Annotated in this window: 21 protein-coding genes and 1 pseudogene; 16 read left to right on the forward strand and 6 right to left on the reverse strand. The window is 52.1% G+C overall.

Going from position 1 to position 22189, the window contains the following annotated elements; all coding sequences use genetic code 11:
* Positions 1–9: 9 nt before the first annotated feature.
* Positions 10–885 (reverse strand): class III extradiol ring-cleavage dioxygenase, encoded by an 876-nt coding sequence (locus HG1285_RS20215; protein ID WP_232219461.1) that lies wholly within the window; start codon positions 883–885, stop codon positions 10–12.
* Between the two features lie 175 nt (positions 886–1060).
* Here HG1285_RS20215 and HG1285_RS12260 point away from each other — a divergent pair, with 175 nt between their 5' ends.
* A complete protein-coding gene (locus HG1285_RS12260) occupies positions 1061–1396 on the forward strand; it encodes a helix-turn-helix domain-containing protein (RefSeq protein WP_008286824.1) in 336 nt (111 codons plus the stop codon).
* 16 nt (positions 1397–1412) lie between these two features.
* Here the strand turns inward: HG1285_RS12260 and namA are convergent, their stop codons facing one another.
* The 5 genes from namA to HG1285_RS12235 are packed head-to-tail and all read right to left on the reverse strand — an operon-like array spanning position 1413 to position 5262.
* The gene (gene namA / locus HG1285_RS12255) at positions 1413–2468 is read right to left on the reverse strand and encodes an NADPH dehydrogenase NamA (RefSeq protein ID WP_008286825.1); all 1056 of its coding nucleotides are present in this window, start codon (positions 2466–2468) and stop codon (positions 1413–1415) included.
* The gene (locus HG1285_RS12250; RefSeq protein ID WP_008286826.1) at positions 2468–2989 is read right to left on the reverse strand and encodes a hypothetical protein; all 522 of its coding nucleotides are present in this window, start codon (positions 2987–2989) and stop codon (positions 2468–2470) included. Before HG1285_RS12250 ends, namA begins: the two co-directional genes overlap by 1 nt.
* A 10-nt stretch (positions 2990–2999) precedes the next feature.
* A complete protein-coding gene (locus tag HG1285_RS12245) occupies positions 3000–3491 on the reverse strand; it encodes a biotin/lipoyl-binding protein (RefSeq protein ID WP_008286827.1) in 492 nt (163 codons plus the stop codon).
* On the reverse strand, positions 3488–4747 hold the full coding sequence (locus HG1285_RS12240) for a TolC family protein (RefSeq protein ID WP_008286828.1): 1260 nt from the start codon (positions 4745–4747) through the stop codon (positions 3488–3490). Before HG1285_RS12240 ends, HG1285_RS12245 begins: the two co-directional genes overlap by 4 nt.
* Entirely contained in the window at positions 4744–5262 is a 519-nt protein-coding gene (locus HG1285_RS12235) for a thioredoxin family protein (RefSeq protein ID WP_008286829.1), read from the reverse strand. The genes HG1285_RS12240 and HG1285_RS12235 overlap by 4 nt, the downstream gene beginning before the upstream one ends.
* A gap of 78 nt (positions 5263–5340) precedes the next feature.
* On the opposite strand from HG1285_RS12235, the pseudogene HG1285_RS18100 reads away from it, so the two are divergent.
* From HG1285_RS18100 to rgy, 15 genes and pseudogenes are all read left to right on the forward strand, one after another.
* Positions 5341–6122, forward strand: a pseudogene (locus HG1285_RS18100) (citryl-CoA lyase).
* Positions 6119–6625: a TlpA disulfide reductase family protein gene (locus HG1285_RS12230; protein ID WP_008286832.1), complete on the forward strand. Its 507-nt coding sequence runs from the start codon at positions 6119–6121 to the stop codon at positions 6623–6625. The pseudogene HG1285_RS18100 and the gene HG1285_RS12230 overlap by 4 nt, the downstream one beginning before the upstream one ends.
* Before the next feature lie 81 nt (positions 6626–6706).
* On the forward strand, positions 6707–7492 hold the full coding sequence (locus HG1285_RS12225; protein WP_008286833.1) for a heme-copper oxidase subunit III: 786 nt from the start codon (positions 6707–6709) through the stop codon (positions 7490–7492).
* 20 nt (positions 7493–7512) lie between these two features.
* On the forward strand, positions 7513–8331 hold the full coding sequence (gene coxB / locus HG1285_RS12220) for a cytochrome c oxidase subunit II (RefSeq protein WP_008286834.1): 819 nt from the start codon (positions 7513–7515) through the stop codon (positions 8329–8331).
* Complete coding sequence (locus tag HG1285_RS12215; protein ID WP_008286835.1) at positions 8328–9941, forward strand: cbb3-type cytochrome c oxidase subunit I; 1614 nt, start codon at positions 8328–8330, stop codon at positions 9939–9941. Before coxB ends, HG1285_RS12215 begins: the two co-directional genes overlap by 4 nt.
* A gap of 48 nt (positions 9942–9989) precedes the next feature.
* The gene (locus HG1285_RS12210; protein WP_008286836.1) at positions 9990–10178 is read left to right on the forward strand and encodes a hypothetical protein; all 189 of its coding nucleotides are present in this window, start codon (positions 9990–9992) and stop codon (positions 10176–10178) included.
* A 1-nt stretch (position 10179) separates the two neighbouring features.
* Positions 10180–11055: a COX15/CtaA family protein gene (locus tag HG1285_RS12205; RefSeq protein WP_008286837.1), complete on the forward strand. Its 876-nt coding sequence runs from the start codon at positions 10180–10182 to the stop codon at positions 11053–11055.
* 2 nt (positions 11056–11057) lie between these two features.
* Entirely contained in the window at positions 11058–11939 is an 882-nt protein-coding gene (gene cyoE / locus HG1285_RS12200) for a heme o synthase (protein WP_008286838.1), read from the forward strand.
* Positions 11939–13219, forward strand: a complete 1281-nt coding sequence (locus HG1285_RS12195) for a cbb3-type cytochrome c oxidase subunit I (protein WP_008286839.1) — start codon at positions 11939–11941, stop codon at positions 13217–13219. The genes cyoE and HG1285_RS12195 overlap by 1 nt, the downstream gene beginning before the upstream one ends.
* Positions 13188–13319, forward strand: coding sequence for a hypothetical protein (locus HG1285_RS20460; RefSeq protein WP_255347739.1), 132 nt, complete (start codon positions 13188–13190; stop codon positions 13317–13319). Before HG1285_RS12195 ends, HG1285_RS20460 begins: the two co-directional genes overlap by 32 nt.
* Positions 13316–13729 (forward strand): DUF420 domain-containing protein, encoded by a 414-nt coding sequence (locus HG1285_RS12190; protein ID WP_008286841.1) that lies wholly within the window; start codon positions 13316–13318, stop codon positions 13727–13729. The genes HG1285_RS20460 and HG1285_RS12190 overlap by 4 nt, the downstream gene beginning before the upstream one ends.
* Positions 13730–13760: 31 nt before the next feature.
* Positions 13761–14261, forward strand: coding sequence for an OmpH family outer membrane protein (locus HG1285_RS12185; RefSeq protein WP_008286842.1), 501 nt, complete (start codon positions 13761–13763; stop codon positions 14259–14261).
* Positions 14258–15232 carry a UDP-3-O-(3-hydroxymyristoyl)glucosamine N-acyltransferase gene (gene lpxD, locus HG1285_RS12180; RefSeq protein ID WP_008286844.1) on the forward strand — a complete coding sequence of 325 codons (975 nt, stop codon included), beginning with the start codon at positions 14258–14260 and terminating at the stop codon, positions 15230–15232. Before HG1285_RS12185 ends, lpxD begins: the two co-directional genes overlap by 4 nt.
* Positions 15229–18705 (forward strand): chromosome segregation protein SMC, encoded by a 3477-nt coding sequence (gene smc, locus HG1285_RS12175; RefSeq protein ID WP_008286845.1) that lies wholly within the window; start codon positions 15229–15231, stop codon positions 18703–18705. Before lpxD ends, smc begins: the two co-directional genes overlap by 4 nt.
* A 40-nt stretch (positions 18706–18745) precedes the next feature.
* The gene (gene rgy / locus HG1285_RS12170; RefSeq protein WP_008286846.1) at positions 18746–22189 is read left to right on the forward strand and encodes a reverse gyrase; all 3444 of its coding nucleotides are present in this window, start codon (positions 18746–18748) and stop codon (positions 22187–22189) included.

The raw sequence follows: 22189 nt of genomic DNA on the forward strand, positions 1-22189 counted from the left end.
CTTCTTTCATCAACTCAGGCTTGTAAAAGACAGGAGTGACACGCTCCCGAACTCAAAGCCGTCGTAGATAACCTCTATCTCCTCCTCTTCGTACAGACTTCCGAGGAAGTAAAAGAGGGGTATCAGGTGCTCCTCGGTGGGGTGGGCGAGCCTACCCAGCTCGTTTCTGTAGCCGAGCAGTGAGTCTATGTCCCTCCGGAGGACGGACTTCTTTATGTTTTCTTTGAACTCCACCGCCCATTCGGGCGGTCTTTCTGGGTTCAGTATCGCGTCCCTTAGGTTGTGGACTGCCCCACCGCTTCCTAAGATAAGGACTTTATCTCTGAACGCTCTTAGCTCTCCGGCAAGGGAAAGATGTCCTCCGAGACCTCTTCTCACGTCTATGCTCAGCTGAGTTACCGGAATATCCGCCTCGGGGAACAGGTGCCAGAGGACAGCCCAAGCCCCGTGGTCAAGACCTCTGCCAGTGGAGCACCTTCCTCCGAGCACCCTCGCTATCTTCCCGCAGAGTTCAGGGTCTCCCTTGGCCGGGTACTCAAGTTCGTAGAGCTCCCTTGAAAATCCCGAGAAGTCGTGGAGCGTCCTGTGCCTTTCGGAGCACTCAAGGTAAACCCCCTCCGTGAGCCAGTGGGCTGATACCACTAGTGCGAGTTCAGGGTTCAGTTCCCTTATCCTTCCACCTAACTTTTTCAGAGCGGAAGCCCACTCCCCTTCCTTCAGAACGAGCTCAGGAGAGCCGTGGGATACGAAGAGGGAGGGTATCAGGGGGACACCTCTACCCTTGAGTTCTCGTCGTAAACGTACAGCTTGCCTTCCTCCTCGTCTTTGGTTCTTTTGTGGGAACCGTCGCAGAAGGGCTGGTCTTTTGATAGCCCACACCTGCATATCCAGAAGGTCTCCCCGCCAGCTTCAAGCTTGTGGGGACCCTTTTCAGTGCACTTAACGAGTCTCGCCATCTCGTCCACCTCCCTTTGGGAGGGAAAGATAGAAATTGCAGAAGTTATGTCAAGTACTTACTTTAATTTCATATACTATCCTTAAGGATACTAAGGAGAAGGTTGTGGAACTGAACGGCAGAGAGTATCACTGTCCGGTGGAGCTCGTCATAGAGCTCATAAGCGGTAAGTGGAAATTGCTTATACTCAGAGAGCTTATGTCAGGAACCAAGAGGTTCTCCCAGCTCCAGAGGGCTATACCCGGCATAACCCAGAAGATGCTCACGAAGCAGTTGAGGGAGCTGGAAAGGGCAGGGCTCGTTAACAGGAAGGTCTATCCAGAGGTTCCACCACGGGTTGAGTACAGCCTGACAGAGCTCGGCAGGAGCTTAGAGGAGATATTTACGGCGATGCACAGGTGGGGAGAGAGGTACGTGAAGGAGTTAGGCTCTACCCTGTAAGTACTACATTTAACGCTCACCATGCCCTGATGTACTGTCTGGGTACATCTATCTCAAGACCTGCCCCTTTCGCCCACCTTAGGGGCAGGTAGGGGTCTCTGAGGAACTCCCTGCCTACAGCCACGAGGTCTGCCCTCCCGTTGGAGAGGATCTCCTCCGCCTGCTCGTATGTCTTTATCATGCCCACGGCGATCGTCTTAACGCCTGCCTCTCTCCTTATCCTCTCCGCGAAGGGAACCTGGTGCCCCGGATATTCGGAAAAGCTCTCCTCCTGGGCTATCCTTCCCGAAGAGCAATCTATGAGGTCAACCCCTTCCGCCTTGAGGAGCTTTGCGAGCTCAACGCTCTCCTCAAGACTCCACCCTCCCTTCACATAGTCAACCGCCGATATCCTTACGGAGAGAGGGGTGCTCTCTGGTAACTCCTCCCTCGCTATCCTGACCACCTCCAGGAGGAGCCTGACCCTGTTTTCAAAGGAACCTCCGTACTCGTCCTTTCTCCTGTTGGTCACGGGTGACAGGAACTCGTGGAGGAGGTATCCGTGGGCTGCGTGTATCTCTATCAGGTCAAAGCCAGCCTCCGTAGCCCTCTTCACAGCCTCTCTGTAAGACTCCTTCACTATTTCTATGTCCTCCCTGGTCATCTCCTTGGGGGTGAGCCAGTTCTTTCCGAAGGGCACGGGACTTGGAGCTATGGCATCTCTGGAGCCTCTGACCTCAACCCTTTCTCTTTCCCAGGGAGGGTAGCTCTCAGCTTTCCTTCCCGCGTGGGCGAGCTGGATACCTACCTTTGCCCCAAAACTTTTACAGAGTCCAACGAGCTCCCTCAAGCCCTCAACGTGCTCGTCCCTGTATATGCCGAGGTCTAAAGGGGATATCCTTCCTCTCTCCTCAACTGCGGTAGCTTCAAGGATTATGAGCCCTGTGCCACCCACAGCCCTTGAGGGGTAGTGAACGAGGTGCCACTGGGATACGAAGCCCTCCGTAGAGGAGTACATGCACATGGGGGACATCACGAGTCTGTTCCTCAGGAGTGTTCCCCTTACCTTTAACTCTGAGAACAGAGCGGACATCAGAGGTTGAACTTTTCCTCTATCTCTCTGACCTTCCTTTCAAGGAGCTGCGTCAGTCCCCTGAGCTCGTTGAGGAGGGCACCGTACTCCTTCTTCTTCCTGTACAGCTCCTGTTCAAGCTCCTGCTCCTTCTGGTAGAGCTCAAGCTCCTCAGCCTTCAGGCGGTCGTACTTTGACCTCAACTCCGCTATCCTGTTGCTCAGCTCAAAGGCTCTCGTGGTGAGCTTGTCTCTCTCCTTTATGAGTCTCTCATACTCCCTCGGGGAGTCGGCTCTCCTGAGGTACTTGTCGTGGTACAGGATCTTCTGCTTTATCTCCGTGAACTCGTGTTCCAGTGCCCTTATATCTTTAGCTACGCTCAGGGTCTCCGTCTCCTTTTTAGACAGGAGTCCTCTCAACGTCTCAAGCTGGGTTTCTATCTCGTTTATCTCCTTGGGTATGTGTTTTATAGCCTCTTCCACCTTTGCTATCCTGTTTCTGAGCTTTCTTATCTCCCCACTTACGACCTTCAGGGCGTCCATACTAAATATTTTACCTCACCTCTATGACCATGACCGGCTGGGGCTGGAGCTCTCCGTTCACGTAGGAACCCTCGGGGGCGAGTATTTTTACGACCCTTCCACCGACCGGTGAGGTTATTACCGTATAGGATATGAGGGTCTCCACCCTCTTTAATTCGCCTTCAACCTGCTGGAGCTGGGCTTTCAGGGTGTCGTACTTTATCTTCTGGTCTTCCAACCTCGTCTCAGCCAAGAGGTCTCTCTCAAAGAGCTCCTTCAGTCTCCTGTAATCCCTCTCAACCTTCCACATACGGGCGTTTATCTCAGCCCGCTTGCCCATGAGCCTGTGCTTCTCTGCGAGGTACAGCGCGGGGTCTATCTCCATTAGGGGCTGACCCTTCTTCACCCTGTCTCCCTCTCTGACGTAAACCTTGCTGACCTTCCCTATTACGACGGTGTAAATGTTAAGCTCGCCTGCAAGGGACAACCCAACACTGAGAGCTATAACCAGAAGTAGCCTCATATCTCGTCAACCTTTTCAGTAAAGAATTTAAACTTCCCCTCCAGAACCTCAAAGGGGTCTCTCCCTATCAGGTCGTACAGGCGCATCAGAAAGAGAATTATATTGAACTTGGCTTCCATAACCCTCCTTTCAGCTTCGGTCTTGGTTGACATGGCGTAACCGAGGTCAAAGGCGAGCTCAAGCTCGTAGTTAGAGCGGGACAGGTCAAGGTTCTCCTGTGCCCACTCGTCAAAGGCAACCGCGTCCTGATACTCGGCAACGAGCTCCTCCCAGACGTAGGGAGCCTTGAGTATATCCCTCTTTACCTTCTCCTCCACGTCCTTCCTCTCAACCTCCACAGCCCTCTTCAGGTCTAAAAAGGACCTTTCCCTGTAAAAGGATGTCCTTCCGTCAAAGAGAGGAACCCTCAGTACAAGGTTCCCCTGACTCCTGAACTTGTCAAGCTCCTCATACCTGTTCCTGACCTCAAGGTAGGCTGAGAGCTCCGGATAGAGTATCCTCCTCTGCTCCTTCGCCCTGCTCTCAAAGTAGGCTACCTCCAGCTTCTTGACCCTGAGCAGGTAGTTCCCCTCGTAAGCCTTCAGGAGAGCCTGCGTATCTATCGTCCTGTCCTCCGGCACTTCAAAGCTCAGGAGCTCCCCTAAATCAACCTCAACGGGCTTAGTTACATCTATGCCCAGAAACCTCTTTATCTCGTAAAGGGTCTCGTTGTACCTCCTCTGAGCTTCGTAGAGCTGAGCTCTGAACCTGCGGTAGGTTGACCACCACTCCGCCACCTTTACCCTATCGGAGAGACCTTCCTCAAGCCTCTGTTCCTCCCTGTCGTACCTAACGTAGGCTACCGCCATCTCCTCCCTTCTTACCTCCGCCAGTTTCTCCGCGAGGGCGAGCTCCATGAAGAGCCTTACAGTCCTTATCTTCACCTGTCTCTCAAACTCCTTGAGGAGTTCCCTCTTTATCTTGGTGTTTATGTCGGCAGACCTGATCCTGGCGAGTCTGTTCCCAAAGTCCAGTAGCAGTACGCTCCCGAAGAAGGTGAAGCCATCTTTGTCAACGAACAGCTCCACTTTGGGGGAGAACCTATCCCACTTCTCAGCCCTGTAGAGGTCTTCAAGGGAGAGTAGCTCTCTCCTTATCCTCTCTATCTCCCTGTTCCTCTCAAGGGCTATTCTTACAGCCTCTGTTGGTTTTAAAAGGACGGTATCTTCCGCCCTGAGCATTGAGGCGAACACCAAGAGCAGGAGCAGGAGCCTCATTTCCTTCTCTGCTTCTTTCTCTCTTCTCTCAGGAACTTGTAAAAGCTCTTGTCTTTATAATGTCCCTCAACTATATACCTCCCTATCAGGAGCCAGTCCTTGGGCGGTATGTACCCGACCATCTTGAGTATTTGCCTGCCTTCGTGGTCAACGAAGAGAAACACGGGAGTAGCCCTAACCCTGTGTTTGTGGGAAAACTCCTTCTCAGTCATCTCCTTCCCGTCAAAGTCAACCACCGGGTTGGAGCCTTTTATGTCTATGAGCACCATGTAGAAGTGCTTCGTGAAGTAGTCCTTCACCTTCGGGTCCTGAAAGGTAACCCTGTACATCTTGTCGCAGAAAGGGCACCCCTCCTGATGGAACATGATGAAGAGGTACTTGCCCTCCTCCTTGGCTTCCTCAAGGTCTTCTTTGAGGTTTAAGAAGGAGAGCTTTACGAACGGGACTTCCACGTTCGGCAGTGCAAACAGGAAGGCAAAGACAAACAGAACGGCTGTTATGCCCTTTCCAAGCATGGCAATAATTTACCCCAGACAACTTTCAATCGCAAGTGTGGTAATATTCTTAAAAACAAACTCTCAGGAGAGGCGGAAATGGCTGAAAAGAAGTGGAAAACCGCTATAACCCAGCACGTTGAGCACGAAACCTACGTAAGGGGCTACAGGCTATTAGACATGGTGGGGAACCTCAGCTTTGCCCAGGCTATATACCTCATTTTGAAGGGTGAACTGCCCAACGAGGCGGAGTCCAAGATGATGGAGGCTATGTTTGTCTCAGTGATAGATCACGGTATAGCTCCTCCCTCAGTTATAGCGGCGAGGGCGGTTGCGAGCGGTGGAAATTCCCTCAACGTCGGCGTGGCGGCCGGCGTGATGGCTTTCGGTTCTGCTCACGGAGGAGCTCTTGAAGATGCCATGAAGTTCATACAGGACGGGGTTGCGAGCGGCAGACCCGTTGAAGAGATTGTATCCGAATACCTGTCCCAGAAGAAGCCTATACCCGGGTTCGGGCACAGGTACTACAAGGAGTTTGACCCGAGAACCAAGAGGCTGATGGAGCTCGCCAAGCTTTACGGCTTCTACGGGAAGCACTGTGAGTTTGCCGAGAAGGTTGAGGAAGAGATACTGAAGCAGAAGGTAAGAGGATAGTTCTGAACGTTGACGGTGCCATAGCGGCTGTGGCTTCGGAGATGGGGTTTGACTGGAGGCTCGGCAAGGGCTTCTTCATAATAGGTAGGGTTCCCGGGCTCGTCGCCCATGTCTATGAGGAGTTGACCACCGAGAGACCCTTCTCCAAGAGACTGAACGAGGCTGAAGAGACCGAATACACTGGAGTTCCACCGAGAGAGCTGCCCGGGGAGTTCAGGAAGGTATGAGCAAGAATATAGCCTACGGTCTCGGAATACTGCTCGTTGCCCTGATGCTCTACCTCGGGCTAATAACCAACTCCCAGCAGGAGAACGTTGCCGGTCTTAGTGCGGGGAAGAAGGCTCCCGACTTCACCCTGAAGACCCTTGATGGAAAGGAGGTCTCCCTGAAGGACTACAGAGGTAAGGTCGTCCTGCTAAACTTCTGGGCGACCTGGTGCCCGCCCTGCAGAGAGGAGATGCCCCTCTTCGTCCGTATGTATGAGAAGTATAAAGACAAAGGATTTGAGATACTTGCGGTGAGCACGGACAGCTCTCTTGAGCCTGTGAAGAAGTTTGTGAAGGAGTACCGTATAAACTTCCCCGTCCTGTACGACGACAAGAACGTCGTTTCCCTTTACGGGATCCAGGGACTTCCCACCTCCTTCTTGATAGACAGGGACGGAGTTATCCTTAAGGTCAGGCTTGGGGAGTATAAGGAGATTGAAAAAGACCTTAAGGAAGTCTTATAGGAAAAAGTCTCATTTACGTATGGTTATCGTATGGTCTTCTGTGTAAAATAGAAAGCCATAAATAGAAAAGGAGGTTCAGGAATGGCTCATGAGGTTGCTCACCACCATCATGGAGAGCATGAGGTAAGCGTATGGCCGCTGCCTGTGGGGATAGGGATCCTGCTTACACCCGTTGCCATTACAGCCTACTTCGCATGGCACAACCCAATGCTCGCCCTCGTGCTCGGAGGTATAGCAGCCCTGCTCGTGATAATCGGTATGGCAGGGTGGGCGAACGAGTTCTTCACCGTTGGGCATGAGGAGGGATTCGGAAATCTCGGTATTTACCTCTTCATAGTTTCCGAGATAATCATATTCGGAACGGTATTCGCAGCCTTCTGGACGGCGAGGGCTATCCACGCAGACGTCTGGGTAAGCCAGTGGATACCTGAGGCGATGAACCTGAAGATGCCCATAATACTTACCCTTATACTCTGGGCGTCCAGCTTCACCATATGGAAGGCGGAGAGCGCCATGCACCACGGCGATAGGGGCAAGGCTGTGATGCTCTTGCTCGCCACGATGTTCTTCGGGGCGCTCTTTACAGTCCTTCACGTTATGGAATGGGTTCACCTGTGGCACGAGGGCTTCACTATAAGCTCCAACATGTACGGGACGGGATTCTACACCCTGACGGGGATACACACCTCTCACGTTCTCGTAGGTCTCATACTTCAGGCTTACGTTCTCGTGTTCACCCTGATGGGCAAGATAGGTCCCGACAGGATGACCATATTCAGGACGACGAGTGCGTACTGGCACTTCGTTGACGTTATGTGGTTGCTGGTCGCAAGCACAGCCTACCTTGTGGGCGGTCTAAAGATATAAAACTCAGGAGGTGCTCAAGTATGAAGAGGGTTTTAGGACTCCTTCTATTGTCAGCCTTTGCCTTTGCTGGAGAGGCTAACGCCGACGTTCTCGCAAGACCTTACGATCTGTGGGAACTGATATACAAGATATGGCTCTTCCTATCTGTGGTCATATACGCCGTAGTTGCCATCCCTTCTCTGATATTCATGGTCAAGTACAGGTACAAACCCGGAGAGAGAGAGGTGGGCGACCAGGAGCACGAGGGGCACTGGGGGCTTGAGGCTCTCTGGACGATAGTCCCTCTGATAATAGTTCTCTACCTCGCCACTCACGGCTTCGCCCTATTCACCCAGATGAGGAAACCTCCTGAGAACGCCATGGAGCTGAAGGTGACCGCCTTCGCCTGGGGATGGATGTTCCAGTACCCCAACGGTAAGATGGTGATAGCCCAGGCTATAAAGGATACGGAAGACAAGAAGTGCAAGCCCGATGAGTGTTACAGCGTGGACGGAGTATTCCAGAATTACGTTTACGTACCTGCGGGAGTTCCCATAAAGGCTGTCCTTACCTCTCAGGACGTGATCCACTCCTTCTACGTCCAGCCCGCGGGTGTAACCCAGGACATGGTTCCCGGCAGGACTACCTACACCTGGTTCCAGATAAACAAGCCCGGAGAGTACTGGGTCTTCTGCAGGGAGTACTGCGGGCAGTGGCACTCACGTATGTTCGCCATGCTCAAGGTGGTTCCCAAGGAGGACTTTGATAAGTGGCTCAAGGGTGAGGTTGCAAGCTTAGAAGAAAAAGATTATGAAGTGGTCAGCGCTGGAGAAAACAAGGCTCAGGAGGTCGTAAGATGAGAGAGGCTGTTCACGTAGAAAAGCCGTGGTTTGCCGCTTCCCTCTGGGAGTGGATATTTACCACAGACCATAAAAAGATAGGGATAATGTACGGTGTAACTTCCACCGTCTTTTTCATAGTCGCAGGCTTGATGGCTCTCGGTATGAGGGTTGAGCTATTCAATCCCGGCGCTCAGTACCTCAAGCCGGAAACCTACAACTGGTTCCTTACCGTCCACGGGGCGGTGATACTCCTGTGGTGGGCTATAGGTATATGGGCGTCCTTCGCCAACTTCTTTATACCTCTTATGATAGGTGCGAGGGATGTTGCATTTCCCAGGCTGAACGCCCTCGGGTACTGGATATTCTTCGCAGCGAGCGTGATAGCTCTCCTGACCTTCATACCCGGCAACCAGATAATGACCATGTGGACGGGATATCCTCCCCTATCGTCCACCGAGGGTGTGGGCTTCGCCGGTCAGACAGCCCTCTTCGTCTTCATCTGGCACCTGACTGGCTTTGCATCCATAGCCGGTGCGGTCAACTTTATAACTACCGTTATATCAATGAGACAGCCCGGTATAGGCTTCTTTAACCTTAACCTCTTCATACACGGGATAATGGCAGCCAACGTTATACAGCTGCTCGGTGTCCCCTCCGTCGCAGGGGCGGTCACTATGCTATTCCTTGACACATACCTGAACACGAGCTTCTTTGACCCCAACAGGGGCGGAGACCCTGTCCTCTACCAGAACTTATTCTGGTTCTACTCTCACCCTGCGGTTTACGTTATGGTTCTCCCAGCCTTCGGGATAATATCCGAGGTTGTATCCGCCCTTGCGAGAAAGCCCATATTCGGATACAGGTCTATGGTGGTGGCTATATGGGCTATAGCCCTCGTGGGCTTTATGGTCTGGACGCACCACATGTTCGTCTCTGGTATACCTGACTGGGTTAAGATACTCATGTCCTACACGACCCTTCTAATAGCTGTACCTACAGGCATAAAGATATTCAACTGGGTCGCCACCTTCTACAGGGCGGCTATACGCTACGAGACTCCAATGCTCTACGCCATAGGTGCGATACTCATGTTCCTGATCGGCGGACTGACCGGTATACCCCTGGGGATACCTGCCTTTGACGTCGCTGTGCACGACTCCTACTTCGTCGTGGGGCACTTCCACTACGTCCTCGGTATGGCTGTTACACTTTCAGCTTTCGCCGGGTTCTTCTACTGGTGGCCCAAGATCACGGGCAAGATGTATCCCGAAAAGCTCGGAAAGCTCAGCTTCTGGATAGTCATGATAGGCTCAAACGTGCTCTACTTTGCCCAGCTTGTAATAGGTATATGGGGAATGCCCAGAAGGTACTACGACTACCCGCCAATAGAGAGCTGGACTGAGCTTCACCAGCTTCAGACCTACGGAGCCTTCATACTCGCCTTTGGAATACTCCTCGCCGTGGTAGCCCTGATAAAGGGTGCCCTGAGCGGTGAGAAGGCTCCCCAGAACCCCTGGATGAGCAACTCCCTTGAGTGGAGGCTTCCCTCACCACCACCACCCCACAACTTTGACGAGCCTCCCAAGGTTGAGGAGGACTACTGTCCGCACGGATACTGTAAGTTCTAACCTTCTGGGAGGGGCGCAAGCCCCTCTTTTGTTTATAATATCTTTCTCATGGCAGAGAACAAACGAGACTGGGGTAAGATTCTGGTTGGGCTCGCGGTAGCGAGCGTAGCCCTCCTGTCACTTCTGTTCACCGTGTATCAGTTCGTAAAGCACCCCGAGAATAGGGAACACTTCATAAGGAAGCTTGAGAATATAAGGAACGAACCACCGTTCCCACTACCCAACAAAGGAGAGTGATATGACCAAAACCGTGGTGCTCTGGGCTACCGTAGTGACCTACATACTCATGGTGTTCGGTGGCATAGTTACCTCTACCGGGAGCGGTCTCGGTTGTCCCGACTGGCCCCTCTGTCACGGACAACTGCTCCCCTTTCAGCTGAAAGAAGAGATACCTACACCGCCTGCACCGCTCGTGGTTGAAACGTCTTTACAGCCCTGGATTGAACAGACCCACAGGATACTTGGTGCCCTTGCCGGACTGCTCATGTTGGCTTCCCTCTTCCTCGTCTGGCGGAACTACGTGGGTTTCCCCAGGAAGGCTATGGTCTGGATATTCGTTTTCCTCATACTGGAAGCTCTGCTCGGTATGAGGGTGGTGCTCACTGAGGCTCCTTTGCTCAGGGAGTTCCTGCATTACGTTTACACCACATCCCACCTTATACTCTCAGTCCTTATACTCTCAGGGCTGACCTTCGTGTACTTTGCCGTATCCGATAGGGGGGGAGATAGGGCTAAGATACCCTTCGCGGAGTCCCTTTACGTTTTAGTGATGTTTCAGGTGCTCATCGGTATCCTCGTTAGGTACGTGAAGGCTGCCGACTTCAATATATTCGCTTACTTCTTCCACATAACCTACGCTATGGGCTTGATAATTTTTACCCTGTACATAATGCTCAAGAAGTTTGACCGCTACACCTTCATTACTTTCTTTCTCATTACCGCTCAGGTTGTAGCAGGTGTTGCCACCGTACTCTCCAAGATGTACCTGCCCGTGCTCTTCTTCCACATAGCTATAGGCTTTCTCGTGGTGGCATGGGTCTCCTACATGGTGGCACCGGAGGTCTTAAAGGGTAAAATTGTTAGAAGGTTAGGAGTTCAAGCTGAAGGGGCATAAAAATGGTAGAAAAAACCATGTCTTACACATCAACCCTTAAGGAGTACCTCGCCCTCACAAAACCGGGGATAGTCACGCTGGTTCTTATAACTACCCTCGGTGGCATATACATAGGCGCTAAGGGTAACCTTGAACCCATAAGCGTTTTCTGGACACTGCTTGGAACGGGCTTTGCCGCCGCAGGCTCCGCGGTGATAAACATGTTCTTTGACAGGGACGTGGACGTTCTCATGGAGAGGACTTCGTCAAGACCCCTGCCGCGCGGTGCAGTAAATCCGACAGGTGCGCTCGTGTTCGGGATACTTCTCCTGGTTACCTCCTTTGCCGTTCTCTATGTCTTTGTAAACACAATCGCTGCTGTCCTCGCCATGTTGGCCGCCTTCTCTTACGTGGTTCTGTATACGGTTATCCTCAAGAGGAGGACGCCCGTTGCAACCGAGGTCGGAGGCATATCGGGGGCTCTCCCCCCAGTGATAGGCTACGTCGCAGCCTCCGGAGAGCTTGACCTGAGGGCTTTTGTCCTCTTCCTCATAATGTTTATGTGGCAGCCTCCCCACTTCTGGGTTCTTGCCCTGAAGTACAGAGACGACTATGCGAGGGCTGGGATACCCACGCTCCCCGTGTCCAGGGGTGTATTCATAACCAAAGTTAAGACCCTCGTGTACACGGTTTCCTTGCTCCCTCTGAGTCTCATACCTTACGCCATAGGCATGACGGGAAAGCTCTACTTTGTAACAGCCTTTGTGATAAGCCTTATATACACCGTATACACCCTTAAGTTTCTCTTCTCCAAGAAGGAAGAGAGCATGAAGCTCTTCTTCTTCTCCATAATTTACATAGCGGTCTTGTTCAGCGTGATGATAATTGACCTGGTGAAAACCTGATGAAACCCTGGTTCCTGCTCTTTGTAGTATCCATAGGAGCAGGCGGGTTCTTTGCCCTCCTAGTGGCGCTCGCACGGACTCCTGGTGTGTCGGATCTGTTTCCACCCCAGCTCTTCTACCACTGGTTGATAGGTCACGTTGACCTCGCCCTGATAATGGGCTTCCTCTCCTTCCTTGTGGCTCTGTGGCACAGGGTTTTCAGGTCTGAAACGAAGGCTTACGAAGTTATGCTCGCCTATCTGGGTGCTCTTCTCGTATTCCTCTCGGCTCTGCTTGGGCTCGGGACTGCCGTTCACAACAACTACGTTCCGACGCTCGTGCACCCGCTGTTCTTTGCTGGAGTGGTGGCGTTCGGCTCTGGTTTCTTCCTCACCTCTCTAAGGTTCCTCAAACGCTCACTTAAGGGGCTCTCCTCGGGGGACATCCTTGAAACTACCCTGGGAGTCTCGGTTATCCTATCTCTGCTGTTTCCCCTGAGTCTGTTCCTGTCTTACCTTAAAACTCCCAGCCTTGAAGAGACCTACATCTACTTTGAGAGGCTTTACTGGCTGCCGGGGCACATACACCAGTTTATAAACGCCTCCCTTCTGCTGAGCTCCTGGACACTCCTCCTGAAGGTTTCGGGATACGAACCTCCCCGTTGGCTCAGGCTCTCAGCCTTTTTACTTATACCCTTTCCCCTCCTTTACCTCCTGCTTCAGGTATTTGTGGAGGACTCCACGGCAGGCTGGGTCAGGGCTGTAACGACCACCGGCTACGCCGTCGGTATAGGAGTCCCTACGCTCCTCTTTGTGGTTACGCTCCTCAGGAGCGTCCTATCTATAAAGGACTTCTTCGCGAGGGTAGTTCTCTTAAGCATGCTCATATACGTCCTGGGCGCCTTGATGGGATACCTCATAGCCGGTTCAGACCTTCGCATACCAGCCCACTACCACGGCGTCATAGCGAGCATACTTATAGCTCTTATGGGTTTGACTTACCGCTTTCTTAGGGAGCTCGGCTACGTGGGGAAACTGCCCAGACTCGTGAGGTTTCAACCCTACCTTTACGGCGTGGGTATGCTTCTCTTCACATCGGGTCTCTTCTGGGCTGGCGTTTACGGTGCCCCGAGGAAGACCTTCGGGACGGGCTACATAGAGTCTTTGAAGGTATTCATATTCATGCTGGTCATGGGGCTGGGCTCGGTTCTCTCCGTTATGGGTGGAATCATATTCGTGGTTTACGTCCTATACTCTATAATTAAAAGGCATGAGCTTGGAGTCCAGGAAGAAACACGGTAAGAGGACGAACCTCACGATAGCCATTATGCTGGCTGTGTTTGCTCTCCTGACCTACCTGATGACCTTCGTTATAGTTCACCTGATGAGAGAGGGACAATGAGCTACGAGCTTCTCACCCTTCTGAGTTTGACGACCATAGGCGCGAGCGGACTCTTGATACTCACCGGGCTCGTGTTGGTCAAGACCGGGAGGAAGGAGCTCCATAAGAAGGCTATGCTGAGCGCCTCCTTTCTGGCACTCCTATTCTTAGTCTTCTACCTCATGAAGTACTTCATGTACCCTCCCAAGCCTTACGAGGGTCCTTACAAGGGACTGTACCTTTTCGTGCTCGTTTCCCACTCTATACTTGCCGCCATAAACCTGCCCCTCGCGGTGGTTACAGTCTACTTAGGACTGAGGGATAGGCTGTCCAAGCACAGGAAGATAGCCCCCATAACCGCCTTCGTGTGGATATACGTTGCCATTACGGGCTGGATGATTTTTGCCTTCCTCAAGCTGGGAGGAGGTTGAGTATAAACTAAAATCTTAAAAGGAGGTAGGTATGCTTAGACTCATCGCTCTGGTTTGCACTCTTGCACTCACGGGATTTTCCTTTTCAGCCCAGAAGTTCGCCTGTGTGGACACCAACAGGATACTCCAGGAGTCCAAGCTGGTGGCGGACGCCCAGAAGGAGCTAAGGGAGAAGCTCATAGAGTTTCAGAAAAAGCTGAGCAAGAAGGAGCAAAGGCTTGAAGAGCTCAAGAAGCAGATAGAGAGCAAGGCTATATCCAAGCAGGCTAAGGAAGAGAAGATCAAGGAGTACCAGAAGGTTGAGTCCGAAGCGAGGGAGCTCCAAACGAAAGCCCAGAAAGAGCTTAACGATATGAAGCAAAGATTTGAGAACATGGTCTACAACAGGGTCAAGGAAGCTGCTGAGAAGCTCTCAAAGGAAAGAAACTACAGCGGGGTGATGGACTGCGGTGTGTTCATATACAAGGACACGGAGCTTGATATAACTACCGACGTTATAAGGCTCGTTGACAAGGACGCCTCCAAGAGATGAAGCTCGGTGATGTAACGCATGTTATAGGGGGAGAGCTACACGGCGACGCTGAAGTTGAGCTGATCGGTATATCCTCCCCCAGGAACCCCAGACAGGGGAGCATAGTCTTCTGTCAGTCAGAGGAGGACATAGGGAGGGCGTTAGCGGGCGGCGTATCAGCCCTCGTGGTAAACAGGGAAGTGGACTTCCCGAACTACATTAAGGTTGATGACGTCAGGTACGCCCTTGCCCTCTTCCTTGACAGGTTTTACCCTGAGGAGCACCCCGTAGGTGTCTCGGAGAAGGCTGAGATAGGGAATAACGTATCACTGGGTAAAGATGTCTACGTAGCCCCTTTCGTATTTCTGGGAGAGAACGTTGTCCTGGAGGACAACGTGAAGGTATACCCCTTTACCTACATAGGTGCGAACACGGTCGTGGGTGAGGGGAGCGTCATATTCAGCGGGGTTCACGTATACCCAAATACCCTCATAGGAAAGGGAGTCAGGATTCACAGCGGGAGCGTGATAGGGGCTGACGGTTTCGGCTACCACATAGGCAGGGAAGGTATAAGGAAGCTGAACCACATAGGCAACGTGATCATAGAGGACTTCGTTGAGATAGGAGCTAACACGACCGTGGACAGGGCGATGATAGACTCTACGCGTGTAGGCAAGTTCACCAAGCTTGATAATCTTGTTATGATTGCCCATAATTGTGATATAGGAGAGGGAAACATAATAGTGGGTCAGGTCGGTATATCGGGAAGCGTAAAAACGGGGAAAGGGGTTGTGCTGGCAGGTCAGGTGGGAGTCGCAGACCACATAGAGATAGGAGATAACGTGACCGTCACCGCAAAGTCAGGTGTATCAAGGAGCCTTGAGGCTGGAAAAGTTTACGGTGCTACGCTTCCTGCAGTGGAGTGGAGCAGGTGGAAGCGGATATACGCTTCTCTATTGAGGCTTCCGGAGCTACTTAAGAGGCTGAAATGAAAGCCTTTGTTGAGAAGATAGTTGTTGAAGGCTTCAAATCTTATGGGAGAGAGTTAAAGGAGATCCCCATAGGTTCTGGCTTTGTAGCGATAGTAGGACCTAACGGAGCGGGCAAGTCCAACATAGGGGATGCCCTGTCCTTCGCCCTCGGGATAGCTACCACCAAGACCCTCAGGGCTAAGAACCTCTCTTACCTCATATTCTCAAGGGACGGTGAGAAAGCTCCTTACGCTTACGTTGAGGTTCACTTCAGAAACGAGGGCGCCTTCCCCGTCCCCGATGAGAACGTGGTTGTGTCGCGTAAGGTTACTAAGGACGGCAGGAGCACCTTCAAGGTCAACGGCGTAACCGTCAGGGAGAAAGACCTCAAGGACTTCCTCTCAAAGGCTGGTATATACGAGAACGGCTACAACGTCGTCCTTCAAGGGGACATAGTGAAGTTCCTCAAGATGACGCCGGTGGAGAGAAGAAAGGTCATAGAGGATGTTGCCGGGATAAGCGAATACGAAGCTAAGAAGCAGAGGGCTATAAACGACCTCATGGAGGTTGATATAAAGATAAGGGAGCTTAAACTCCTCCTTGAGGAGATAAGGATACAGCTTGATAAGCTCAAGGAGGAAAAGGATAAGCTTGAAAAGTACAGAAAACTCCAGGAGGAGAAGAGGGATACAGAGATAGCTATACTCTCCAAGGAGATAAAGAAGTTCAGGTCTGAGGAGGAGAAGCTCTCAGAGGAGCTTGAAGGGCATCAGGGGAGGCTTGCGGTAATAAAGGAGGAGATAAGGGAGAAGGAGGCGATACTTTCAGAAAAGGAGGAGAAGCTCAAGGAGTTGAGCGACAAGCTTCTACCCTTCAGGGAGCGCGTTGGAAAGATATCCTCCGATATAGAGCACATAGGTAAGGAGATAGACAGAAAGGAACACAGGAGAGAGGAAGCTCTCCTTGAGAGGGAGAAGGAAGAGAAGGCTTTAGGCTACCTCCTGAAAGACCTTGAAAACCTGAGGGAGGAGCTGGGAGCCCTCAGGGAGGAGCTTGAACTAAAGGAGAGGGAGTACGAGGAACTGAAGGCTCAGGAAGAGAGGGCTTACAACGAACTCAGGGAGCTTGACGACAAACTCAAGGTGTCTATAGAGGAGGCGGAGAGGGCTGAGGAGAAGGAAAAGCAGTTAAAGGAGTACATAGAGAAGAAGAGGGAAGAGGAGAACTCCATACGCCTGAAGCTCAAGGAGATAGAGCTGAAGATAGAGCGAACCCACGAGGACATAGAGAAACTCAAGGAGGAGAAGGAGGAAACCAAGAGGAAGATAGAGGAGTCCTTCGGCGAGGTTGAGAAGTACCGCCGCATGAGGGCGGTTGAGCAGGACACCCTGAGACAGGAAAGAGAGTACCTGAAGAGGGTTGAGCAGGAGCTCAAGGAGACGAGAAAGAAGATAGAGGAGGCCATAAGGGGAAAGGCTTACGTTGAGAGCAAGCTCGCGAGTTCTGAACCCCTTGATGTCCTCTTTGAGGGTATAGAAGGCGTATACGGAACCGTGGGAGACCTTATAACTGTGAAAGACCCCGAGCACATAAGGGCTGTTGAGGTGGCAGGTGGAGGCAGGCTCAGGTACGTGGTGGTTGAGGACGAGAACGTAGCCAAGAGGTGTATAGACTTCCTCAGGAGCAGAAACCTTGGGAGGATGAGCTTTATACCCCTCAACAGGATAAGGGCGGATGTGAACCTGCCTCCCTACCCGAGAGTGAGAGGTGCCGTTGACTTCGCCATAAACCTCGTTGAGTACGAGGATAGGTTTGAGAGGGCTGTGAGGTTTGCCTTCGGGGACACCCTGATAGTTCAGGACTTTGAGTCCGCCAAGAGTATAGGCATAGGAAATTACAGGATGGTCACCCTTGAGGGTGAGCTCTTTGAGAAGAGCGGAGTGATAACGGGCGGTAGCCAGAGGAGCGGTGGAGAGCTCGGCAGGAAGTTCTACGAGGAGGAGAGGAGGAAGCTGGACATAGAGGAGCAGGAGCTCAGGGAGAAGGAGCAGGACATACTGGTCAAGCTGAGGGCTATAAGAAGTGAGATAGCCGAGAAGGAGGGCGTGCTCAAGGTTCTGGAGAAGAAACTCTCCGAGTTTGAGGAGCTCTCCAAGGAGGGAGACAGAAAGCTCGCCGAGTTTGACCAGAAGGTAAGCAAGGCTGAGGAGTTCATAGAGGTGCTCAGGTCTCAGGAGGAGGAGCTCAGGCAGAGATTGAAGGAGCTAAAGGAGGACATAGAGTACAGCGAAGAGAAGCTCAGCAACCTGATACTGAAGAGGCAGGACATCATAAACTACTACCGTTCCTCGGGTATAGAGGAAAATAGGCAGGAGTATGAGCGCATAAAGAGGAGGGCTGAGGCTAAGAGGGCTGAACTTGAGAAGGCTAAGCTCGCCTTCAAGGACAAGGAATCTGAGATAAAGTCCGTTGAGGAGGAGGTTCAGAGGAAGAGGGCTCACTTGGAGAGCCTTGAGGCTGAAGCTGAAAGCCTCAACAAAGAGGTTGAAGAACTCAGGGCAAAGAGGGAGGAGCTTGAGAACAGGGTCAAGGACATAGAAGCTCAGGTGTACCAGTTTTACAAGGAGAAGGACAGGACGGAGGAAGAGGTCAGAGACCTTCAGGCTGAGCTCGGCAGGCTCAGGGTTGAGGAGGAAGACCTCCACTCCAAGGTGGGAGATGTGAGCGCAAACCTTAGCAGGGTCCAGCAGAAGCTCACAGACCTTGAGCAGAGGTTGGAGGAGCTTAACTTTGAGGGCGAGCTACCGGAGGTGAAAGAGGGTATAACCAAGCTCAAGGAGAGGCTCTTCAAAATAGAGAGGGAGCTTGAACACTTAGGTAACGTTAACCTCAAGGCGGACGAAGACTACAACGAAGAGCTTGAACGCTACCAGGATTACGAGGACAAACACAGGAAGCTCCAGGAGGAGAGGAAAGCTATAAAGGAGATGATAGAGGAGATAGAAACCAAAAAGTTGAGAGCTTTCACGGAAGCCTTTGAGAATATAAACAAGAGCCTTAAGAAGATATTCAGTTTCCTATCTCCAGGTGGCAGGGCTCAAATGATGGTTGAGAACGAGATAGACCCCTTCAGCGGGGGTATAAGCCTGGTGGTGAAGCCCCGGGGAAAGGACGTCCAGTACCTTGAGGCTATGTCGGGGGGTGAGAAGACCCTCGCAGCCCTGTCTCTCATATTCGCCATACAAGAGTACAAGCCCTCACCCTTTTATTACTTTGACGAGGTTGATGCCCACCTGGACGAGGCTAACGCCAAGAAGGTAGGTGAGCTTATAAAGGAGAAGTCCAAGGAGGCACAGTTTATAGTCGTTACCCTCAGGGAGGTGCTTGCGACCTTCGCCGACAGGCTCATAGGTGTATCCGCAAGGGGTGGTATCTCGCGGGTCTTCCCGGTGGAGAACCTCTCAAGCCTGGTGCGTCAGGAGAGCACCTCTTAGTTAAACCCTAAAGGAGCCATACAGCTAAAATTATTAGGCTATGATATCTGCTCTGTTTGAGAAGCTCTGTCCCAACTGCGGGGGAGACATATCTTCAGAGAGACTTTTGAAGGGGCTCCCCTGTGATTCCTGCCTTCCTGAAGAGGTTCCGAGGGAGAAGCTCTGCGAAGCTCTTAGGGAAGGCTCTTTAAAGGGACTGTGTGATATAAACTCCTTGACCGACAGGTGGGAGCTCTTCTTCAAAGAGAAGGTGGGGAGCGACCCCTGGAGCCTTCAGCGCTCATGGGCGAAGAAGGTGTTTTTGAAGAGGAGCTTCGCCCTCTTAGCCCCTACCGGTGTGGGGAAGACGACCTTCGGTGTCGTGACGGCTTCCTTTCTGGTGAGAGAAGGAGGGAGGAGTTACATAATCCTGCCCACAAAGCTCCTCTTAGAACAGGTTCAGAAAAAGCTTGTAGAGGCTGGCGTTTCCGAAGAAGAACTCGTGGTTGCGAGCGATACAACAGCCAAGAGGAAGAAGGAGACCAAGGAGAGGATATCAAGGGGCGACTTCAGGGTGCTCGTGACCACCTCCATGTACCTTTACAAGAACTTTGAGCTCATACCGAAGGACTTCAATCTCATATTCGTGGACGATGTGGACTCCTTCCTGAAGACAGCAAAGAACATAGACAAGGTGCTATACCTGCTTGGCTTTACCGAGGATGAGGTGCAACGTGCCTACGAGCTCGTGAGGCTCAAGGACAAGAGGAACAAGACCAAGGAGGATTGGGAGCTAATAAGGAGAGAGAGCGAAGAGGTCGCCAGGCTCTCTGAAAAGGCGAGGGGAGTTCTCGTAGTCTCCTCCGCTACAGGCAACCCCCGTTCAAGCAGGATAAAGCTCTTCAGGGAGCTGTTGGGATTTGAGGTGGGAAGGCCCACCGTTTACCTCAGGAACGTGGCCGACCTTTACGAAGAGGTTGATGACATGGAGAGCGCCCTCGTTAGCAGGGTGAAGGAACTCGGGTCTGGAGGGCTTATCTTTGTGTCTTCAGACGTTGGAAGGGAGGGCGTTGAAAGAGTTGTTAAACTACTCAGGAAGGCTAAGGTAAAGGCAAAGTCCTACGAGGAGGTTAAGGACTTCTCCGAGTTTGAGAAGGGAAAGGTTCAGGTTCTTGTGGGCATATCCTCTTACAGAAACCCGCTCGTTAGAGGGCTTGACCTGCCCCATGTGGTCAGATACGCGCTATTTTACGGAGTTCCCAAGATAACGGTCTCCCTCAGTATAGAGACGAGTGTATCCCATCTGCTCTGGGCTCTCCTCTCCATAAGACCGAGCGTGGCAAAGGAGATCAGGGAGAAAGTCAGAGAGGTTGACAGGTGGATTCAGACACTGCGCAGGTATTCCTTCATAAGCGAGGACTTCATAGAGAGAACTCCGGACCTGAAAAAGAGGATAGAGAACCTAAGGGAAGAGATCAAGAAATTCCTTCTCTCGGAAGAGATTAAAAGCCTGATAGAGAACTCCGAGGAGCTGACCCTGAGAAAGAGTGAGGGGGGCTACACCATAGTGGTTGCAGACGTCACAGGATACCTGCAGGCGTCGGGAAGAACCTCAAGGATGTTCGCCGGAGGCATAACCAAAGGTCTAAGCTACATACTCGTTGACGACAGGAGGGCTCTGAACAACCTGCTCAGGAAGATACGCTGGTTCAACGAGGAGGTTAAGTTCCTCCCAGCGGAAGAGGTGAACCTGAAGGAGCTCCTCGCAGAGATAGATACAGACAGGGAGAAGGTCAGGGCTATACTTGAGGGCAGGGAGAGCATAGAGAGGAAGGAGCACATAAGACCAGTCCTTATAGTGGTTGAGTCTCCCAACAAAGCCCGCACCATAGCCAACTTCTTCGGGAAGCCCATATCAAGGAGGTTTGGAGAGTTTGAGACCCTTGAGATAGCGGCAGGCGACCTTTACCTGATGATAACCTCCTCCCTCGGACACATACTTGACCTCACTAAGGAGGAAGGCTTTCACGGTGTTGTGGTGAAGGACGGGGACTTCGTCCCCGTGTATGAGGTTATAGAGGGTAAGGAGAAGACGACGGAGGGGCTAAGGCAGATATCCCAGGAGGTTGATACCGTCTACGTGGCTACAGACCCGGACACGGAGGGTGAGAAGATAGGCTGGGACGTGGGGAGCTTGCTTGCTCCCTTTGTCAGGGACGTTAAGAGGATAGAGTTCCACGAGGTAACCCGGAGGGCTATAGGCAGAGCCCTATCGGAGCCGAGGGACTTTAACGAGAACCTGGTTAAAGCCCAGATAGTCAGGAGGATATCGGACAGGTGGGTCGGCTTTGAGGTCTCACGCATACTCCAGTCCACCTTCCAGAAGGTCTGGCTTTCGGGGGGCAGGGTTCAAATACCGGTTCTCGGCTGGATAATAGAGAGAGAAAAGGAGTACAGGAAGAAGAGACACGTCGTGCTCATAACCTTCAAGGGAGAGGGCAGGTGGCTCCGGCTGGAGTTTGAGCTCCCAGACAAGAAGAGAGCCAAGGAGTTCTACGAGAAGCTCAAGGCGGTTGAGGTTGATGTGCTGGAGGAGAGGGTGGAAGAGCTGTCTCCCCCGCCGCCCTTCACAACTGATACCCTCTTGAAGGAGGCGTCTGACAGGTTCAAGTTCGGGGTCAAGAAGACCATGCAGCTCGCCCAAGAGCTCTTTGAAAAGGGCTTCATAACCTACCACAGAACTGACTCAACTCGGGTATCCGATACGGGGATCGGAGTAGCCCGGGAGTTCATAAAGGAAAACCTGTCCGAGAACCTGTTCAACCCGAGGCGCTGGGGAAGTGAGGGAGCCCACGAATGTATAAGACCTTCCAGACCCCTTGACAGCGAAGAACTGAGGTCTGTTGTCCTCTCCGGGCAGGTTCAGGAGCTATCAAGGGATCACATTTCACTTTACGACCTGATATTCAGGCGCTTCATGGCGTCCCAGATGAAGCCGGCGAAGGTCAAATCCGTAAAGGTATCGGTTAAGGCTCTGGGACTTGAACAGGAGCTCACCTTAAGGACTGAGATCGTGGAGGATGGTTTCAACCTCGTGTATCAGGTAGAGCTCCATCCTGAGTTAAGGGGAACGGTGGACGTATCCGACCTGAAGGAGCTGAGGGAACTTCCGAGAGCCTACCTATTCACACAGGGAAGCCTCGTCCAGGAGATGAAGAGGAGGGGAATAGGTAGACCTTCCACATACGCGAGCACCGTAGAGAAGCTCTTAGACAGGGGCTACGTCATAGAGAGGAGCGGTTTCCTTATACCCACAAAGCTGGGCAAGGAGATATACGAGTTCCTCAAGAAGCAGGAGAAGATACTTCCCTTCGTATCGGAGAGCTTCACCCGTAAGCTGGAGGAGCTCATGGACAGCATAGAGGAAGGGAAGGAGGATCATAAGAATATTCTTAAACTTCTATACAAAGATATAATAGAGTTTGAGGCGAGTGTGAGGAGGTAG

Source organism: Hydrogenivirga sp. 128-5-R1-1 (genome assembly GCF_000171895.1).

Excerpts from the sequence above, each read along its gene's own strand:
- HG1285_RS12240 (WP_008286828.1), bottom strand. The coding sequence starts at position 4,747 with ATGAGGCTCCTGCTCCTGCTCTTGGTGTTCGCCTCAATGCTCAGGGCG.
- HG1285_RS12245 (WP_008286827.1), bottom strand. The coding sequence starts at position 3,491 with ATGAGGCTACTTCTGGTTATAGCTCTCAGTGTTGGGTTGTCCCTTGCA.
- HG1285_RS12235 (WP_008286829.1), bottom strand. The coding sequence starts at position 5,262 with ATGCTTGGAAAGGGCATAACAGCCGTTCTGTTTGTCTTTGCCTTCCTG.
- HG1285_RS12230 (WP_008286832.1), top strand. The coding sequence starts at position 6,119 with ATGAGCAAGAATATAGCCTACGGTCTCGGAATACTGCTCGTTGCCCTG.
- HG1285_RS12205 (WP_008286837.1), top strand. The coding sequence starts at position 10,180 with ATGACCAAAACCGTGGTGCTCTGGGCTACCGTAGTGACCTACATACTC.
- lpxD (WP_008286844.1), top strand. The coding sequence starts at position 14,258 with ATGAAGCTCGGTGATGTAACGCATGTTATAGGGGGAGAGCTACACGGC.
- rgy (WP_008286846.1), top strand. The coding sequence starts at position 18,746 with ATGATATCTGCTCTGTTTGAGAAGCTCTGTCCCAACTGCGGGGGAGAC.
- HG1285_RS12250 (WP_008286826.1), bottom strand. The coding sequence starts at position 2,989 with ATGGACGCCCTGAAGGTCGTAAGTGGGGAGATAAGAAAGCTCAGAAAC.
- HG1285_RS20215 (WP_232219461.1), bottom strand. The coding sequence starts at position 885 with ATGCAGGTGTGGGCTATCAAAAGACCAGCCCTTCTGCGACGGTTCCCA.
- HG1285_RS12225 (WP_008286833.1), top strand. The coding sequence starts at position 6,707 with ATGGCTCATGAGGTTGCTCACCACCATCATGGAGAGCATGAGGTAAGC.
- HG1285_RS20460 (WP_255347739.1), top strand. The coding sequence starts at position 13,188 with ATGAGCTTGGAGTCCAGGAAGAAACACGGTAAGAGGACGAACCTCACG.
- HG1285_RS12185 (WP_008286842.1), top strand. The coding sequence starts at position 13,761 with ATGCTTAGACTCATCGCTCTGGTTTGCACTCTTGCACTCACGGGATTT.
- HG1285_RS12190 (WP_008286841.1), top strand. The coding sequence starts at position 13,316 with ATGAGCTACGAGCTTCTCACCCTTCTGAGTTTGACGACCATAGGCGCG.
- HG1285_RS12210 (WP_008286836.1), top strand. The coding sequence starts at position 9,990 with ATGGCAGAGAACAAACGAGACTGGGGTAAGATTCTGGTTGGGCTCGCG.
- HG1285_RS12215 (WP_008286835.1), top strand. The coding sequence starts at position 8,328 with ATGAGAGAGGCTGTTCACGTAGAAAAGCCGTGGTTTGCCGCTTCCCTC.
- cyoE (WP_008286838.1), top strand. The coding sequence starts at position 11,058 with ATGGTAGAAAAAACCATGTCTTACACATCAACCCTTAAGGAGTACCTC.
- HG1285_RS12195 (WP_008286839.1), top strand. The coding sequence starts at position 11,939 with ATGAAACCCTGGTTCCTGCTCTTTGTAGTATCCATAGGAGCAGGCGGG.
- coxB (WP_008286834.1), top strand. The coding sequence starts at position 7,513 with ATGAAGAGGGTTTTAGGACTCCTTCTATTGTCAGCCTTTGCCTTTGCT.
- namA (WP_008286825.1), bottom strand. The coding sequence starts at position 2,468 with ATGTCCGCTCTGTTCTCAGAGTTAAAGGTAAGGGGAACACTCCTGAGG.
- smc (WP_008286845.1), top strand. The coding sequence starts at position 15,229 with ATGAAAGCCTTTGTTGAGAAGATAGTTGTTGAAGGCTTCAAATCTTAT.